The sequence below is a fragment of the Streptomyces sp. NBC_00425 genome (genome assembly GCF_036030735.1).
Taxonomy (GTDB): Bacteria; Actinomycetota; Actinomycetes; order Streptomycetales; family Streptomycetaceae; genus Streptomyces.
On the sequence record NZ_CP107928.1, the window covers coordinates 7,308,272 to 7,324,002 of the forward strand.

The 15,731-nt window shown below is 71.2% G+C and carries 14 protein-coding genes; 5 read left to right on the forward strand and 9 right to left on the reverse strand.

Annotation, left to right across the window (positions count from 1 at the left end; translation table 11 throughout):
• Positions 1 to 20 precede the first annotated feature (20 nt).
• Genes pgl through tkt form a run of 5 tightly spaced genes read right to left on the reverse strand, consistent with a single transcriptional unit; the run spans position 21 to position 6,706 of the window.
• Complete coding sequence (pgl, locus tag OHS82_RS32075) at positions 21 to 803, reverse strand: 6-phosphogluconolactonase (RefSeq protein WP_057581200.1); 783 nt, start codon at positions 801 to 803, stop codon at positions 21 to 23.
• Positions 800 to 1,942, reverse strand: coding sequence for a glucose-6-phosphate dehydrogenase assembly protein OpcA (opcA, locus tag OHS82_RS32080; RefSeq protein ID WP_057581201.1), 1,143 nt, complete (start codon positions 1,940 to 1,942; stop codon positions 800 to 802). The genes pgl and opcA overlap by 4 nt, the downstream gene beginning before the upstream one ends.
• Positions 1,939 to 3,462 carry a glucose-6-phosphate dehydrogenase gene (gene zwf / locus OHS82_RS32085; protein WP_057581202.1) on the reverse strand — a complete coding sequence of 508 codons (1,524 nt, stop codon included), beginning with the start codon at positions 3,460 to 3,462 and terminating at the stop codon, positions 1,939 to 1,941. The genes opcA and zwf overlap by 4 nt, the downstream gene beginning before the upstream one ends.
• Positions 3,463 to 3,466: 4 nt before the next feature.
• Positions 3,467 to 4,585, reverse strand: a complete 1,119-nt coding sequence (gene tal / locus OHS82_RS32090) for a transaldolase (protein ID WP_057581203.1) — start codon at positions 4,583 to 4,585, stop codon at positions 3,467 to 3,469.
• Between the two features lie 33 nt (positions 4,586 to 4,618).
• On the reverse strand, positions 4,619 to 6,706 hold the full coding sequence (gene tkt, locus OHS82_RS32095) for a transketolase (RefSeq protein WP_328435052.1): 2,088 nt from the start codon (positions 6,704 to 6,706) through the stop codon (positions 4,619 to 4,621).
• A gap of 354 nt (positions 6,707 to 7,060) precedes the next feature.
• On the opposite strand from tkt, the gene OHS82_RS32100 reads away from it, so the two are divergent.
• The 3 genes from OHS82_RS32100 to OHS82_RS32110 all read left to right on the forward strand — a co-directional run bounded on the left by OHS82_RS32100 (position 7,061) and on the right by OHS82_RS32110 (position 9,676).
• Positions 7,061 to 8,014: a heme o synthase gene (locus tag OHS82_RS32100; RefSeq protein WP_057581205.1), complete on the forward strand. Its 954-nt coding sequence runs from the start codon at positions 7,061 to 7,063 to the stop codon at positions 8,012 to 8,014.
• Positions 8,015 to 8,121: 107 nt separating this feature from the next.
• A complete protein-coding gene (locus OHS82_RS32105; protein WP_057581206.1) occupies positions 8,122 to 8,478 on the forward strand; it encodes a hypothetical protein in 357 nt (118 codons plus the stop codon).
• Between the two features lie 91 nt (positions 8,479 to 8,569).
• Positions 8,570 to 9,676, forward strand: a complete 1,107-nt coding sequence (locus tag OHS82_RS32110; protein ID WP_057581207.1) for an amidohydrolase family protein — start codon at positions 8,570 to 8,572, stop codon at positions 9,674 to 9,676.
• Between the two features lie 24 nt (positions 9,677 to 9,700).
• Here the strand turns inward: OHS82_RS32110 and OHS82_RS32115 are convergent, their stop codons facing one another.
• The 4 genes from OHS82_RS32115 to OHS82_RS32130 form a co-directional block, all read right to left on the reverse strand.
• Positions 9,701 to 10,726, reverse strand: a complete 1,026-nt coding sequence (locus OHS82_RS32115; RefSeq protein ID WP_328435053.1) for a COX15/CtaA family protein — start codon at positions 10,724 to 10,726, stop codon at positions 9,701 to 9,703.
• Positions 10,727 to 10,781: 55 nt separating this feature from the next.
• Positions 10,782 to 11,498 carry an ABC transporter permease gene (locus tag OHS82_RS32120; protein WP_057581326.1) on the reverse strand — a complete coding sequence of 239 codons (717 nt, stop codon included), beginning with the start codon at positions 11,496 to 11,498 and terminating at the stop codon, positions 10,782 to 10,784.
• Between the two features lie 50 nt (positions 11,499 to 11,548).
• Complete coding sequence (locus OHS82_RS32125; protein WP_057581209.1) at positions 11,549 to 12,472, reverse strand: ABC transporter ATP-binding protein; 924 nt, start codon at positions 12,470 to 12,472, stop codon at positions 11,549 to 11,551.
• An 88-nt stretch (positions 12,473 to 12,560) separates the two neighbouring features.
• The gene (locus tag OHS82_RS32130) at positions 12,561 to 13,358 is read right to left on the reverse strand and encodes an aminoglycoside N(3)-acetyltransferase (RefSeq protein WP_057581210.1); all 798 of its coding nucleotides are present in this window, start codon (positions 13,356 to 13,358) and stop codon (positions 12,561 to 12,563) included.
• A 183-nt stretch (positions 13,359 to 13,541) separates the two neighbouring features.
• Here OHS82_RS32130 and OHS82_RS32135 point away from each other — a divergent pair, with 183 nt between their 5' ends.
• Together OHS82_RS32135 and sufB are read left to right on the forward strand one after the other, a co-directional pair.
• Complete coding sequence (locus tag OHS82_RS32135) at positions 13,542 to 14,285, forward strand: helix-turn-helix transcriptional regulator (protein WP_057581211.1); 744 nt, start codon at positions 13,542 to 13,544, stop codon at positions 14,283 to 14,285.
• A complete protein-coding gene (sufB, locus tag OHS82_RS32140; RefSeq protein WP_057581212.1) occupies positions 14,282 to 15,703 on the forward strand; it encodes a Fe-S cluster assembly protein SufB in 1,422 nt (473 codons plus the stop codon). The genes OHS82_RS32135 and sufB overlap by 4 nt, the downstream gene beginning before the upstream one ends.
• Positions 15,704 to 15,731: the final 28 nt, after the last annotated feature.

A 15,731-nucleotide genomic window follows, 5' to 3' on the forward strand; every position in this document is an offset into this window, starting at 1 on the left:
CTGCTGTTGCGGAGAAGGCGTTACGACGAAGCCGGCGGATACAGCGACCTCGGCAGCTGGGAGGCCGCCGCCGAGTCCAGCAGCCACAGGGTGCGGGCGCGTCCCCGGGCTCCCGCGGCCGGGGCCTGGATCTCGCCCGCTCCGGACAGGGCGATCGCCGCGGCCCGGGCCTTGTCCTCGCCGGCCGCGAGCAGCCACACCTCACGGGCCGCCCGGATCGCCGGGAGGGTGAGGGTGACCCGGGTCGGCGGGGGCTTGGGCGCGCCGCGCACGCCCACCACCGTGCGCTCGGTCTCCCGCACGGCCGGCAGCTCCGGGAAGAGCGAGGCCACATGGGTGTCCGGGCCGACGCCCAGCATCAGCACGTCGAAGGACGGGACCGTGCCATGGTTCTCGGGACCGGCCGCGCGGGCCAGTTCCTCGGCGTAGGCGGCCGCGGCCGCCTCCACGTCGGCGCCGTGCGGACCGTCCGACGCGGGCATGGCGTGCACACGCTTCGGGTCCACCGGGACGGAGGCCAGCAGGGCCTCACGGGCCTGCGTGTCGTTGCGCTCCGGGTCGCCCTCGGGCAGGAACCGCTCGTCGCCCCACCACAGGTCGAGACGGCTCCAGTCGACGGCGTCACGGGCGGGCGCGGCGGCCAGCGCGGCCAGCAGGCCGTTGCCGTTGCGGCCGCCGGTGAGGACCACGGACGCCTGGCCCCGGGAGGCCTGGGCGTCCACGATCTTCGTGATCAGACGGGCCGCGGCGGCCTGTGCCATCAGCTCCTTGTCGCGGTGCACGACCAGCTGGGGCGTGTTCACTGCGGATCCGCCTTCCTGACCGGGGGCATCCGCGCCGGAGACGGCCGGTCGGCGTCACCGGAGCCGGGCGCGGCGACGGCCGGCGCGGCGGGGGCCGCCGGGGCGGAGTCACGGTCGGCGGCAGCCGGTTCCGGCACCCCGCGGACGGGGAGGGAGGGCGGCGGCTGGGAGGCCGCCTCGGCCCGCTCCGCCACCCGCTCGGCGGCCGACTGGAGACCGCCCAGCCGGTCCACGCCGAACCGCAGGGCGGACGCGTACGTGTCGTCGGGGTCGAGCCTGCGCAGCTCCTCCGCGAGCAGCTCGGACGTCTCCCGGCGCTTGAGCGCGACCGCCCGGTCCGGCTGGCCGGGCAGCGCCAGGGTGGCCATCGCCCCGTCCGACCGGTGCAGCGTGATGGGGCCTCCGGTGGTCTCCATCCGCACCTGGGTCAGACCGGGTCCGGCCGAGACCGCGCGCCGGACGTGCACGTGGAGCCGGTCGGCGAGCCACATGGCGAGCAGCTCGACGCTCGGGTTGGACTCCTCGCCCGCCACCTCGGCTGACACGATCTCGCAGCTGACCTGGTCGAGCGCGGCGGCCAGCATGGAACGCCACGGGGTGATCCGGGCCCACGCGAGGTCGGTGTCGCCCGGCTCGTAGCTCTCGGCGCGCGAGCGCAGCTCGTCGACGGGCTTCTCCGCCGTGTAGCTGTCGGTGACCCGGCGCTGGCCCAGGGCGCCCAGGGGGTCGCCCGCGGGGTCGCGCGGAGCGTCCACCGACCACCAGACCACGACGGGTGCGTCCGGCAGCAGCAGCGGCAGCACCACGGACTGGGCGTGGTCGGACACCTCGCCGTACAGCCGGAGGATGACCGTCTCGCCGCTGCCGGCGTCCGCGCCGAGGCGCACCTCGGCGTCGAGGCGGGACTGGGTGCGGCTCCGGGAGGAGCGGGAGACGCGCTTGATGACCACGAGTGTGCGCGAGGGGTGCTCGTGCGACGCGTCGTCGGCGGCCTTCAGGGCGTCGTAGGCGTTCTCCTCGTCCGTGACGACGACGAGGGTGAGCACCATGCCGACGGCGGGTGTGCCTATCGCACGGCGGCCCTGCACCAGCGCCTTGTTGATCTTGCTGGCAGTGGTGTCCGTGAGGTCCGTTTTCATGGCCGGCGCCAGCTCCGTCCGTCTCGCTCGAGCATCTCGTCGGCCTCGACCGGCCCCCAGGTGCCCGACGGGTACTGCGCGGGCCTGCCGTTCTTGTCCCAGTGCTGCTCGATCGGGTCGAGGATCTTCCAGGACAGCTCGACCTCCTCCGTGCGGGGGAAGAGGTTCGAGTCGCCCAGCAGCACGTCCAGGATCAGCCGCTCGTACGCCTCGGGCGAGGACTCGGTGAAGGACTCGCCGTAGGCGAAGTCCATCGACACGTCCCGGATCTCCATGGAGGTGCCGGGCACCTTGGAGCCGAAGCGGACCGTGATGCCCTCGTCGGGCTGGACCCGGATGACGATGGCGTTCGCCCCGAGCTCCTCGGTGGCCGTGGAGTCGAAGGGCGAGTGCGGGGCCCGCTGGAAGACGACCGCGATCTCGGTGACGCGCCGGCCGAGCCGCTTGCCGGTGCGCAGGTAGAACGGGACGCCCGCCCAGCGGCGGTTGTCCACTCCCAGCTTGACGGCCGCGTAGGTGTCGGTCTTCGACTTGGGGTCGATGCCGTCCTCTTCGAGATAGCCGACGGCCTTCTCGCCGCCCTGCCAGCCCGCCGCGTACTGACCGCGCACGGTGTCGCGGCCCAGGTCCTTCGGCAGCCGGACGGCGCCGAGCACCTTGGTCTTCTCCGCGGCCAGCGCGTCGGCGTCGAAGGAGGCGGGCTCCTCCATGGCGGTCAGCGCCATGAGCTGCAGGAGGTGGTTCTGGATGACGTCACGGGCGGCGCCGATGCCGTCGTAGTAGCCGGCCCGGCCGCCGATGCCGATGTCCTCCGCCATGGTGATCTGCACGTGGTCCACGAAGGACCGGTTCCAGATCGGCTCGAACATGGTGTTGGCGAAGCGGAGCGCCAGGATGTTCTGGACGGTCTCCTTGCCGAGGTAGTGGTCGATGCGGAAGACCTGGTCCGAGCCGAAGACCTCGTGGACGACCTTGTTGAGCTCCTCGGCCGAGGCGAGGTCGTGGCCGAACGGCTTCTCGATGACCGCGCGTCGCCAGGAGCCGTTCTGCTGGTCGGCCAGCCCGTGCTTCTTCAGCTGCTTGATGACCACCGGGAAGGAACGCGGCGGCACCGACAGGTAGAAGGCGAAGTTGCCGCCCGTGCCCTGGGCCCGGTCGAGTTCGTCGATCGTGGCGCGCAGCCGGTCGAACGCGTCGTCGTCGTCGAAGGTGCCCTGCACGAAGCGCATGCCCTGGACGAGCTGCTGCCAGACCTCCTCGCGGAAGGGTGTGCGGGCGTGCTCCTTGACGGCGTCGTGGACCTCCTGCGCGAAGTCCTCGTGCTCCCACTCCCGGCGGGCGAAGCCGACCAGGGAGAAGCCCGGCGGCAGCAGACCCCGGTTCGCGAGGTCGTACACGGCGGGCATGAGCTTCTTCCGGGACAAATCGCCCGTGACGCCGAAGATGACCAGGCCCGACGGCCCCGCGATACGCGGGAGCCGTCGGTCGGCGGGGTCACGCAGCGGGTTGCTGCTCGACAAATTCTCAGCCCTTCGAGGGGGCGAGGCGCTGGAGCTCCGCCTCGGTCGACTTGAGCAGGTCGTTCCAGGACGCCTCGAACTTGTCGACGCCCTCGTCCTCGAGGAGCTGCACCACCTCGTCGTAGGAGATGCCCAGCTTCTCGACGGCGTCGATCTCGGCGCGGGCCTGCTCGTAGGTGCCGGCGACGGTGTTGCCGGTGATGTCGCCGTGGTCCTCGGCCGCGAACAGGGTCGCCTCCGGCATGGTGTTCACCGTGTTCGGCGCCACCAGGTCGTCCACGTACAGGGTGTCCTTGTACGCGGGGTCCTTCACACCGGTGGAGGCCCACAGCGGACGCTGCTTGTTCGCGCCCGCCTTCTCCAGCGCGGCCCAGCGCTCGCCGGCGAAGACCTCCTCGTACGCCTGGTAGGCGAGGCGGGCGTTGGCGAGGCCGGCCTTGCCGCGGGCGGCCTTGGCCTCGTCGGTGCCGAGCGCGTCGAGGCGCTTGTCGATCTCGGTGTCCACGCGGGAGACGAAGAAGGACGCCACGGAGTGGATCTTCGACAGGTCCAGGCCGCGGTCCTTGGCCTGCTCCAGGCCGGACAGGTAGGCGTCCATGACCTGGCGGTAGCGCTCGAGGGAGAAGATCAGCGTGACGTTGACGCTGATGCCCAGGCCGATCACCTCGGTGATGGCCGGCAGGCCGCCCATGGTGGCCGGGATCTTGATCAGCGTGTTGGGGCGGTCGACCAGCCAGGCGAGCTGCTTGGCCTCGGCGACCGTCGGCTTGGTGTGGTGTGCGAGGCGCGGGTCCACCTCGATGGACACCCGGCCGTCCTGGCCGCCGGTGGCGTCGAAGACCGGGCGCAGGATGTCGGCGGCGTCGCGGACGTCCGCCGTCGTGATCATGCGGATGGCCTCTTCGACCGTGACCCCGCGGGAGGCGAGGTCGGAGAGCTGCTGGTCGTAGCCGTCGCCCTGGGAGATCGCCTTCTGGAAGATCGACGGGTTGGTGGTGACGCCCACGACGTGCTGCTGGTCGATCAGCTCGGCGAGGTTGCCGGACGTGATCCGCTTGCGCGACAGGTCGTCCAGCCAGATCGCGACGCCCTCCTCGGAGAGGCGCTTGAGTGCGTCTGTCATGGAATTACATCTCCTACGGGTCGTGTGTGAGCGTCAGCGCTGGGCGGCGGCGAGGGATTCCCGCGCCTGAGCCGCCACGTTCTCGGCAGTGAAGCCGTACTCCTGGAAGAGGACCTTGCCGTCGGCGGAAGCACCGAAGTGCTCCAGGGAAACGATGCGGCCGGCGTCGCCGACGTACTTGTGCCAGGTGAGGCCGATACCGGCCTCGACCGACACGCGGGCCCTGACGGACGGGGGCAGGACGCTGTCCCGGTACCCCTGGTCCTGCTCCTCGAACCACTCCACGGACGGCATGGAGACCACCCGGGTGGGCACGCCGTCGGCTTCCAGCCGCTCGCGCGCCTCGACGGCGACGTGCACCTCGGAGCCGGTCGCGAGGAGGATCACCTCCGGCGATCCCGTGGAGGCCTCGAAGAGGATGTAGCCGCCCTTGGCGGTGTCCTCGTTGGGCTCGTAGGTCGGCACGCCCTGACGGGTGAGGACCAGACCGTGCGGGGCGCCCTTGCCGAAGACCTTCGTCCACCGCTTGAGGATCTCGCGCCAGGCGATCGCGGTCTCGTTGGCGTCGGCCGGGCGGACCACGTTCAGGCCGGGGATGGCGCGCAGCGACGCGAGGTGCTCGACCGGCTGGTGGGTGGGGCCGTCCTCGCCGAGGCCGATGGAGTCGTGCGTCCACACGTAGGTGACCGGCACGTGCATCAGGGCGGACAGCCGGACGGCGTTGCGCATGTAGTCGGAGAACACGAGGAACGTGCCGCCGTAGACGCGCGTGTTGCCGTGCAGCGCGATGCCGTTCATCTCCGCGGCCATGGAGTGCTCGCGGATGCCGAAGTGGATCGTGCGGCCGTACGGGCTCGCCTCGGGCAGCGGGTTGCCCTCGGGGAGGAACGACGACGTCTTGTCGATCGTCGTGTTGTTGGAGCCGGCGAGGTCGGCGGAGCCGCCCCACAGCTCGGGGATGACCGAGCCGAGCGCCTGGAGCACCTTGCCGGACGCGGCACGGGTGGCGACGCCCTTGCCGGGTTCGAAGACCGGGAGCTTCTCCTCCCAGCCGGCGGGCAGCTCGCCCGCGGCGACGCGGTCGAACTCGGCGGCGCGGTCGGGGTTGTTGTCCCGCCACTGCTGGAACGACTTCTCCCACACGGCGCGGGCCGCCTGGCCGCGGTCCAGGGCGCCACGGGTGTGCCCGATGACCTCGTCGGCGACCTCGAAGGACTGCTCCGGGTCGAAGCCCAGGACGCGCTTGGTCGCGGCGACCTCGTCGTCGCCGAGCGCCGAGCCGTGCGCGGCCTCGGTGTTCTGCGCGTTCGGCGCGGGCCAGGCGATGATCGAGCGCATCGCGATGAAGGACGGCTTGTCCGTCACCAGCTTCGCGGCCTCGATGGCGTCGTAGAGGGCGTGCGGGTCCAGGTCGCCGTCCGGCTTGGGGGCGACGCGCTGCACGTGCCAGCCGTACGCCTCGTACCGCTTCACCGTGTCCTCGGAGACGGCCGTCTCGGTGTCGCCCTCGATCGAGATGTGGTTGTCGTCCCACAGCAGGACCAGGTTGCCGAGCTTCTGGTGGCCGGCCATCGAGGACGCCTCGGCGGAGATGCCCTCCTGGAGGCAGCCGTCACCGGCGATGGCGTACACGAAGTGGTCGAACGGCGATTCGCCGACCGGGGCGTCGGGGTCGAACAGCCCGCGCTCGTAGCGCGCGGCCATCGCCATGCCGACGGCGTTGGCGACACCCTGGCCCAGCGGGCCGGTCGTCGTCTCGACGCCCGTGGTGTGGCCGTACTCCGGGTGTCCCGGGGTCTTCGAGCCCCAGGTGCGGAACGCCTTCAGGTCGTCCAGCTCCAGGCCGAAACCGGCCAGGTACAGCTGGGTGTACAGCGTCAGGGACGAGTGGCCCGCGGACAGCACGAAGCGGTCGCGGCCGACCCAGTCGGCGTCCGCCGGGTCGTGTCGCATCACCTTCTGGAAGAGGGTGTACGCGGCAGGCGCCAGGCTCATCGCCGTACCGGGATGGCCGTTGCCGACCTTCTGTACGGCGTCGGCGGCCAGGACGCGGGCGGTGTCCACGGCCCGCTGGTCCAGCTCGGTCCACTCGAGGTCTGTGGTGGTCGGCTTGGTGCTCACCCTGGGTCAGGGCTCCTCTCCACATGTCACGCATGTCGAATACCGGTGCACGCGGCGCCCACCGGCCGTTGTCGAGCCTACCCCCGTCAGAACGTGCATTTTTTCGAGTCATTCCAGACTGCGGGGTAGCTTCGCGATCCGCCCGCCGACCGGTGAGTTTCCTGTTCAGCAAGTGAATACGGAGCCGCTCGTACGAGTGCTCAACAGAGTGCCTCCCGGCTCTTCCGGGGGCGCCGTCCAACACGACCCCACCCCCGCGAATATCGGGGTATGGGCAACGTCTACAGTGGCGTGGTACGCGCGAGCCTTTACCCCGTATTCACGTGGGGAGCTCGCTGGGAGTCTCTGTCAGGGGTGTGCGTGACGGCCGTTGAATCCCGTCCAGTGGGGATTGTCGGGGCGAGTCAGAGCCCGAGCCGGCGGCCGGTCGGGGCCCGGGTCAAGGCGTTCGTGGCGCTGACCAAGCCGCGGATCATCGAACTGCTGCTGATCACCACCGTCCCGGTGATGTTCCTGGCGCAGCAGGGCGTTCCGGACCTCGGCCTGGTGGTTCTGACCTGCCTGGGCGGATACCTGTCCGCGGGCGGCGCGAACGCGCTGAACATGTACATCGACCGTGACATCGACGCGCTGATGGACCGCACCTCGCAGCGTCCGCTGGTCACCGGGATGGTCAGCCCGCGTGAATGCCTCGCCTTCGGAATCACCCTCGCGGTGGTCTCGACCCTGCTGTTCGGCCTGACCGTCAACTGGCTGTCGGCCTGGCTCGCCCTCGGCGCGCTCCTCTTCTACGTCGTCGTCTACACGATGATCCTCAAGCGGCGCACCTCGCAGAACATCGTGTGGGGCGGCATCGCCGGCTGTATGCCGGTCCTGATCGGCTGGTCGGCCGTGACGAACTCGGTGTCCTGGGCGCCGGTCGTCCTGTTCCTCGTCATGTTCTTCTGGACGCCGCCGCACTACTGGCCGCTGTCCATGAAGGTCAAGGACGACTACGCGCGCGTCGGCGTGCCGATGCTGCCGGTCGTCGCCTCCAACAAGGCCGTCGCCAAGCAGATCGTCCTCTACAGCTGGGTGATGGTCGGCGTCTCGCTGCTGCTGCAGCCGCTGGGCTACACCGGCTGGTTCTACACCGCGGTCGCGCTGCTGGCTGGCGGCTGGTGGCTGTGGGAGGCGCACGGACTGCAGAACCGGGCGAAGGCTGAGGCCACGGGCGGCAAGCTGAAGGAGATGCGGCTGTTCCACTGGTCCATCACCTATGTGTCGCTGCTCTTCGTGGCGGTCGCGGTGGACCCCTTCCTGCGGTAGCCGCTGCGCGGCGCCCCCTTTCTCCACGGCTCACGGCCGGGGTGCGTGGTCAAGGCCACGCACCCCGGCCGTCGCCGTTCGATCTACCCGTCGGTAGCATCCTGGCCATGGCAGACACCAAGCAGGTTGACGAGACCGCCGACGCCAAGCAGGCCGCGAAGTCCGAGCGCACGGCGGCACGGCTCGCCCGGCGGATCAGCGCCTTCGCCAAGGAGCACGGCGGAGCCGAGGGCCAGGTCGCGCACCTCGGCGAGCGCGGCGCCCGTATCGTCCTGGTCGGCGAGGACGGCGGCTGGGGCGACCTGGTGGCCCCCTCGGTCGCCGTCGCCGGGCAGGCCGTCGAGAAGGCCGGCATCACCGTCCACGAGGCCTTCGACGGGGAGTTCGCGGCGAAGGTGCGCACCGGCCCCTACGAGTGGACGCGGATGGCGGGCATCCAGGTCGGCGGTCCGAAGAACGGCTGAGCGGCGAACAGTCGGCCGCCAGCAACACCTGACGCCCCGGTCACCCGTTAGGACCCGTAGAAGCGACGTGGTCCATCTCCCGGGAGTCCGGATGATCGAAACGCCGTCCTTGGTGGACCAGTACTGCCACGGCGTCCTGCGAACGGAGCTGGGTCTCGGCACCTTCGAGGCCCAGCTGGCTCTGTCCTCGGGCCCGCCGGCCCCCGGCACGACACTGTTCGACACTCAGACGGGGTTCGCGGTGCGCCGCTGGTGCCCCCCGCTGCTCGGCCTGGAACCGCACGCGCCGCCCGCGCGCTACCTCGCCCGGCGTCGTGAACTCGGCGCACTGGAGGCGGGCCGCCGGCTGCTGCGCGGCAGCGGCATCACGACGTACCTGGTCGACACGGGCCTGCCGGGCGATCTCACCGGACCGGGCGAGCTGGCCTCCACGGGCGCCGCCGAGGCCCGCGAGATCGTGCGTCTGGAACTTCTCGCCGAGCAGGTCGCCGACACCTCCGGCACCGTCGAGTCCTTCCTGGCGAATCTCGCCGAGGCGGTCCACGGTGCCGCCGCGAACGCCGTGGCGTTCACCTCCGTCGCGGGCCTGCGGCACGGCCTCGCGCTCGCGCCCGAGCCGCCGGGACCGGGGGAGGTGCGCGGCGCGGCGGGCCGCTGGCTGGCCGCGCGCAGGGTCGGCGGCGAGCTGAGCGACCCGGTGCTGCTGCGGCATCTGCTGTGGAGTGCCGTCGCCTCCGAACTCCCCCTGCAACTGCACGCGGGCCTCGGGGCGCCGGGCGCGCGGATCGACCGCACCGACCCCGTCCTGCTCACCGACTTCGTCCGCGCCACCGCCGGCCTCGGCACCGATCTGGTCCTGCTCCACGGCTACCCCTACCACCGGCACGCCGCCCACCTCGCGGGGGTCTTCCCGCACGTGTACGCCGACTCCGGGGCCGCCCTCGTCAGGACCGGCGCCCGCGCGGCGACCGTCCTCGCGGAGATCCTGGAGCTGGCGCCCTTCGGGAAGATCCTCTTCTCCACCGGCGCACACGGGCTGCCCGAACTGCACGTGGTCGGGGCCCGGCTGTTCCGCGAGGCGCTGGCGCGGGTGCTGGGCGGCTGGGTCGCGGAGGGCGCCTGGTCGCCCGGGGACGCGCAGCGGGTGGCCGCACTGATCGCGGCCGGCAACGCCCGCAGGGTGTACCGACTGGGCTGAGGCGCCCGGACGGACGGCGGGCGGTCAGGCGCGCGTGCTGCCGGCCGTCGCCTCCGTCGCCTCCGGTGCCGGGTGCGGCAGGCCGGTGGTCGCCGTCCCGGCGCGTTCGCGCAGCGCCAGCGGCACCCGCAGGACGGCGATCCACACCAGGCACGAGCCGAGCATGTGCAGTCCGACCAGGATCTCGGGGAGGTCGGTGAAGTACTGAACGTAGCCGATGACGCCCTGGGAGAGCAGCACCAGGAACAGGTCCCGGGTACGGTCCAGCGGGCTCTTCGGGGCGTCCACCGCCTTGAGGATGAACCACAGGGCGAACGTCAGCGTCACCACGATCCAGGCGAGCACGGCGTGCAGCTTGGCCACCGTCTCCCAGTCCAGCGGCATCCGCGCGACCTCGCTGGAGTCGCCGGCGTGCGGTCCCGCGCCGGTGACCACCGTGCCCACGGCGATCAGCAGGATCGAGGCGAGGACCAGGAACCACACCAGCTGCTGTACGGGCCTGCCGACCAGCGGGCGGGGCTCCCCGTCGCCCTCCTTGGCGCGCTGCCACATCACCGCGGCGACCGCGATCAGCGCCGAGGCGGCCAGGAAGTGCGCCGCGACCGTGTACGGGTTGAGTCCGACGAGCACGACGATCCCGCCGAGCACGGCGTTGCTCATCACCAGCCAGAACTGCGCCCAGCCCAGCCGGGTCAGGCTGCGGCGGTACGGCTTCTCCGAGCGCGCGGCGATGATCGCCCAGCCGACGGCCGCGCACAGCACGTACGTCAGCATGCGGTTGCCGAACTCGATGGCGCCGTGGAAGCCCATCGCGCTCGTCGTGGTGAGCGAGTCGTCGGTGCACTTGGGCCAGGTCGGGCAGCCGAGGCCGGAGCCCGTGAGCCGGACGGCGCCGCCGGTGACCACGATCACCACCGACATCACGAGCGCGAAGAGAGCCGCCCGCCGAACCGTCCGGGGAGCGGGGGTCCAGCGTGCGGCGATGAAGGCGAGGGGGTTGCGCACGGCGGCTACGGCGTCGGCACGGGTCACGTTCAGCACGCGTCCCATCGTAAGCGGGCCGCTTGTGCACGGTTTCACGAGGGTCCCCGGCGGTCGGGCGTCGCTATTCCCAGCGGAAGAACCGGCCGGCCGCGGCGAGCCCCACGACGGCCCAGACCGCCAGGATCCCGAGGTCGCCCCAGGGCGTTCCCGCGCCGTGCTGGAGCACGTCGCGCAGGCCGTCCGAGAGCGCGGTGACGGGCAGCAGCCCGAGCACGTCCTGCGCGCCGGGCGGGAACTTGTCCAGGGGCACGATCACCCCGCCGCCCACCAGCAGCAGCAGGAACACGAGGTTCGCCGCGGCCAGCGTCGCCTCCGCCTTCAGGGTGCCCGCCATCAGCAGGCCGAGGCCGGAGAAGGCGGCCGTCCCGGCGACCAGGAGCAGCACGACGGCCGCCGGGTCGCCGTGCGGACTCCAGCCCAGCGCGAAGGCGATCCCCGTCAGCAGGATCACCTGGAGGACCTCGGTGACCAGCACCGACAGGGTCTTCGCCGTCATCAGGCCCCAGCGGGGCAGCGGGGAGGAGGCGAGCCGCTTCAGCACCCCGTAGCGGCGCTCGAACCCGGTGGCGATGGCCTGGCCGGTGAAGGCCGTCGACATCACGGCGAGCGCCAGGATGCCGGGGGCGAGGAAGTCCACCGCCTCGCCCGCGCCGGTGTCGACGACGTCCACCGTGCTGAACAGCACCAGCAGGAGCGTCGGGATCACCACGGTGAGCAGCAGCTGCTCGCCGTTGCGCAGCAGCATCCTCGTCTCCAGCGCGGCCTGGGCCGCGATCATGCGGGGGAGCGGGGCCGCGCCGGGCCGGGGGGTGTAGGTGCCGGTGGCGGTCACGAGCGCAGCTCCTTGCCGGTCAGTTCGAGGAAGACGTCCTCCAGGGTGTGGCGTTCCACCGAGATCCGGTCCGGCATCACCCCGTGCTGCGCGCACCACGAGGTGACCGTCGCGAGCAGCTGGGGGTCGACCTTGCCCACGATCCGGTAGGAGCCCGGGGTCAGCTCGGCGGCGGAGCTGTCGGCCGGCAGGGCCTTCAGCAGCGAGCCGACGTCGAGCCCGGGGCGGCCGGTGAAGCGCAGGGTGTTCTCGGCGCCGCCGCGGCACAGCTCCTCGGGGGAGCCCTGCGCGATCACGGTGCCGGCGTCGATGATCGCCACGTCGTCGGCGAGCTGCTCGGCCTCGTCCATGTGGTGGGTGGTCAGGATGACCGAGACGCCGTCCGCGCGCAGGTCGCGCACCAGATCCCAGGTGGCGCGGCGGGCCTGCGGGTCGAGGCCGGCCGTCGGCTCGTCCAGGAAGACCAGTTCCGGGCGGCCGACGACGGCCATCGCGAGCGCGAGGCGCTGCTGCTGGCCGCCGGAGAGCCGGCGGTAGCTCGTACGGCCGCACGAGCCGAGACCGAGGCGCTCGACGAGGGAGTCGACGTCCAGCGGATGCGCGTGCAGCTTCGCGATGTGCCGGAGCATCTCGTCGGCCCGCGCACCCGAGTACACGCCCCCCGACTGCAGCATCACGCCGATCCGGGGACGCAGTTCGGCGGCCTGCGCCACCGGGTCGAGGCCGAGCACGCGCACCGTGCCGGAGTCCGGTCTGCGGTACCCCTCGCAGGTCTCGACCGTGGTCGTCTTGCCGGCGCCGTTGGGTCCGAGGACGGCGGTGACGCCCGCCCGGGCCGTCAGATCGAGGCCGTTCACCGCGGTCTTCGCCCCGTACCGCTTCACCAGGGCCTGGACCCGGACGACAGGCTCACTTCGCATGGCTCAAGAGTCTAGGTTCGCGGTCGGAAAGCCGGACCGCCGGGTACGGGAACCGGCCGCCACCGGCGGGATCGGCCCGCCGGGGTTCTCAGCACTCGTCCTCGCGGGAACGGTGCAGGGGCAGCCACCGCTGCGCGTAGGCCACCGCGTCCGCGACCGGGAACAGCCGGGCCTCGGCCGCGCCGACCCTGCCCCGCACGATGGGCCGGTCCCGTTCGAAGTCATGACCGAGCTCGTCGAATCGGGCGGCGCTGATCGACACCTCGGTGACCTCCTCCCAGCCGTCCGGACCGGGCCGTCCCACCCGCACCAGCGGGGCGGGGACGCGGTATTCGGCGAGGTGGAAGCTGGTGCACGCTCCGTAGCCCGCGCCGAGCAGGAGCACCCGCGCGCCCTCCTGCTCCAGGCGGGCCAGCGGGCTGTTCTCGCCCAGCCGGCAGTCGGGCGCGTGCCCGTCGACGATCTCGGCGGCCCGTGCCCCGAGCGCCGCGAAAGAGGCGTGCGGATGCGCGCTGCGCCGGGCGCCCGGCCAGGTGCGGACCGTCTCCGGGACGACGCCGACGCCACGGGTGGGGGTGATGAGGGGGTCGTACGCGGGCATGGCCGCCCGGATCGTCTCCCACCACGGCTCCGGCACCGGCGGATCGCTCCAGGCCGCCGGATCGGACAGGTGCCCGCTCTGGGCCGGGACCACGAGCGTGCCGTCGGGGCCGAGCGCGTCCAGCAGCCCGTGCACCACCGCGACGGCGCCCCCGCACACCCAGCCGAGGGAGCTGAGGGAGGAGTGGACCAGGAGGATTTCCCCGGATGCGACACCGAGCGCCCGGAGGTCCGCCGCGAGGGTGCTCCGGGTGACGAGTGGGCCGGTGGGAGGAGGTGTGGGCATGGTCGGGCAGTCTCCTGGAAGACGGTCGCGGCCGCCAGCCGTCGATGCGCCGGGCCGGGCGGCGCCGATCGATCAAAGATCGTTTCTCCAGGTCAGATTAGGTATGCCTAAGTGATGCAGGGCACCGCCAGGTGGATCAAGCACGGCTTGCCTGCCCCTGAGGAATTACGCAACAATGGCGTTGTGAAAAACGTCGGCGAGGCTCGGGAGACCCCCACGGGGACCCCGCAGGAGGAGATCGCGACCGGTGAGCGCTCGACGCGCAACCGGGTCGCGCGGTCCATCCTGGACCACGGGCCCTCGACCGTCGCCGAGCTGGCCGGCCGGCTGGGCCTCACCCAGGCCGCCGTGCGCAGGCACCTCGACGCGCTGGTCGCCGACGACGTCGTGCAGCCCCGTGAGCAGCGCGTGTACGGCGCGCGCACCCGCGGCCGTCCGGCCAAGGTCTTCGCCCTCACCGACTGCGGCCGGGACGCCTTCGACCAGTCCTACGACAAGCTCGCCGCGGACGCCCTGCGCTGGATCCAGGACCGCTTCGGCGGGGACGAGGCCGTGGTCGCCTTCGCGCGCGCGAGGATCGCCGAGCAGGCCGCCAGATACCGCGAGGCGATCGAGGCGGCCGCCCCGGAAGAGCGCACCGAAGCCCTGGCCAAGGCCCTGAGCGCGGACGGGTACGCTGCTACGGCGCGCAGCGCACCGGTCGGCGAGCAGCTGTGCCAGCACCACTGCCCCGTCGCCCATGTCGCGGAGAAGTTCCCGCAGCTCTGCGATGCGGAGACCGAGATCTTCTCCCAGCTGCTCGGGACGCACGTCCAGCGGCTGGCGACCATCGCGCACGGCGACGGCGTCTGCACGACGTTCATCCCCAGAGTTTCCACAGCCACCCAGAACGCATCCGCTAGCACGGCCGGGAGGAACCCCGCATGACTCTCCCCACGGAGACTGCCCACCCCGAACTCGAGGGTCTGGGCAAGTACGAATACGGCTGGGCCGACTCCGACACGGCCGGCGCCTCTGCTAAGCGCGGCATCAACGAGGACGTCGTCCGGGACATCTCCGCGAAGAAGTCCGAGCCCGAGTGGATGACGAAGCTCCGCCTCAAGGGCCTCAGGCTCTTCGAGAAGAAGCCCATGCCGAACTGGGGCTCGGACCTGTCGGGCATCGACTTCGACAACATCAAGTACTTCGTGCGCTCCACCGAGAAGCAGGCGGAGTCCTGGGAGGACCTGCCCGAGGACATCAAGAACACGTACGACAAGCTCGGCATCCCCGAGGCGGAGAAGCAGCGCCTCGTGGCCGGTGTCGCGGCCCAGTACGAGTCCGAGGTGGTCTACCACCAGATCCGTGAGGACCTGGAGGAGCAGGGCGTCATCTTCCTCGACACCGACACCGCGCTCAAGGAGCACCCGGAGCTCTTCAAGGAGTACTTCGGCACGGTCATCCCGGTCGGCGACAACAAGTTCGCGTCGCTGAACACCGCGGTGTGGTCCGGCGGCTCCTTCATCTACGTGCCGAAGGGCGTGCACGTCGAGATCCCGCTCCAGGCCTACTTCCGCATCAACACGGAGAACATGGGCCAGTTCGAGCGGACCCTGATCATCGTCGACGAGGGCGCCTACGTGCACTACGTCGAGGGGTGCACGGCCCCGATCTACAAGTCGGACTCGCTGCACAGCGCCGTGGTCGAGATCATCGTCAAGAAGAACGCCCGCTGCCGTTACACGACCATCCAGAACTGGTCGAACAACGTCTACAACCTGGTCACCAAGCGCGCCGTGGCGTACGAGGGCGCGACCATGGAGTGGATCGACGGCAACATCGGCTCCAAGGTGACGATGAAGTACCCGGCCGTCTACCTGATGGGCGAGCACGCCAAGGGCGAGACCCTCTCCATCGCCTTCGCGGGCGAGGGCCAGCACCAGGACGCCGGCTCCAAGATGGTCCACATGGCGCCGAACACCTCGTCGAACATCGTGTCGAAGTCCGTGGCGCGTGGCGGCGGCCGTACGTCCTACCGCGGTCTCGTCGAGATCGGCGAGGGCGCCCACGGCTCCAAGTCGAACGTGCTGTGCGACGCGCTGCTCGTCGACACCATCTCCCGCTCCGACACGTACCCCTACGTGGACGTCCGTGAGGACGACGTGTCCATGGGCCACGAGGCCACCGTCTCCAAGGTCAGCGACGACCAGCTCTTCTATCTGATGAGCCGTGGCATGACCGAGTTCGAGGCGATGGCGATGATCGTGCGCGGCTTCGTCGAGCCCATCGCGAAGGAGCTGCCCATGGAGTACGCCCTCGAGCTCAACCGGCTGATCGAGCTGCAGATGGAAGGCGCGGTCGGTTAAGAACCGCCGCCCGGGCAAGCAGCTAGCG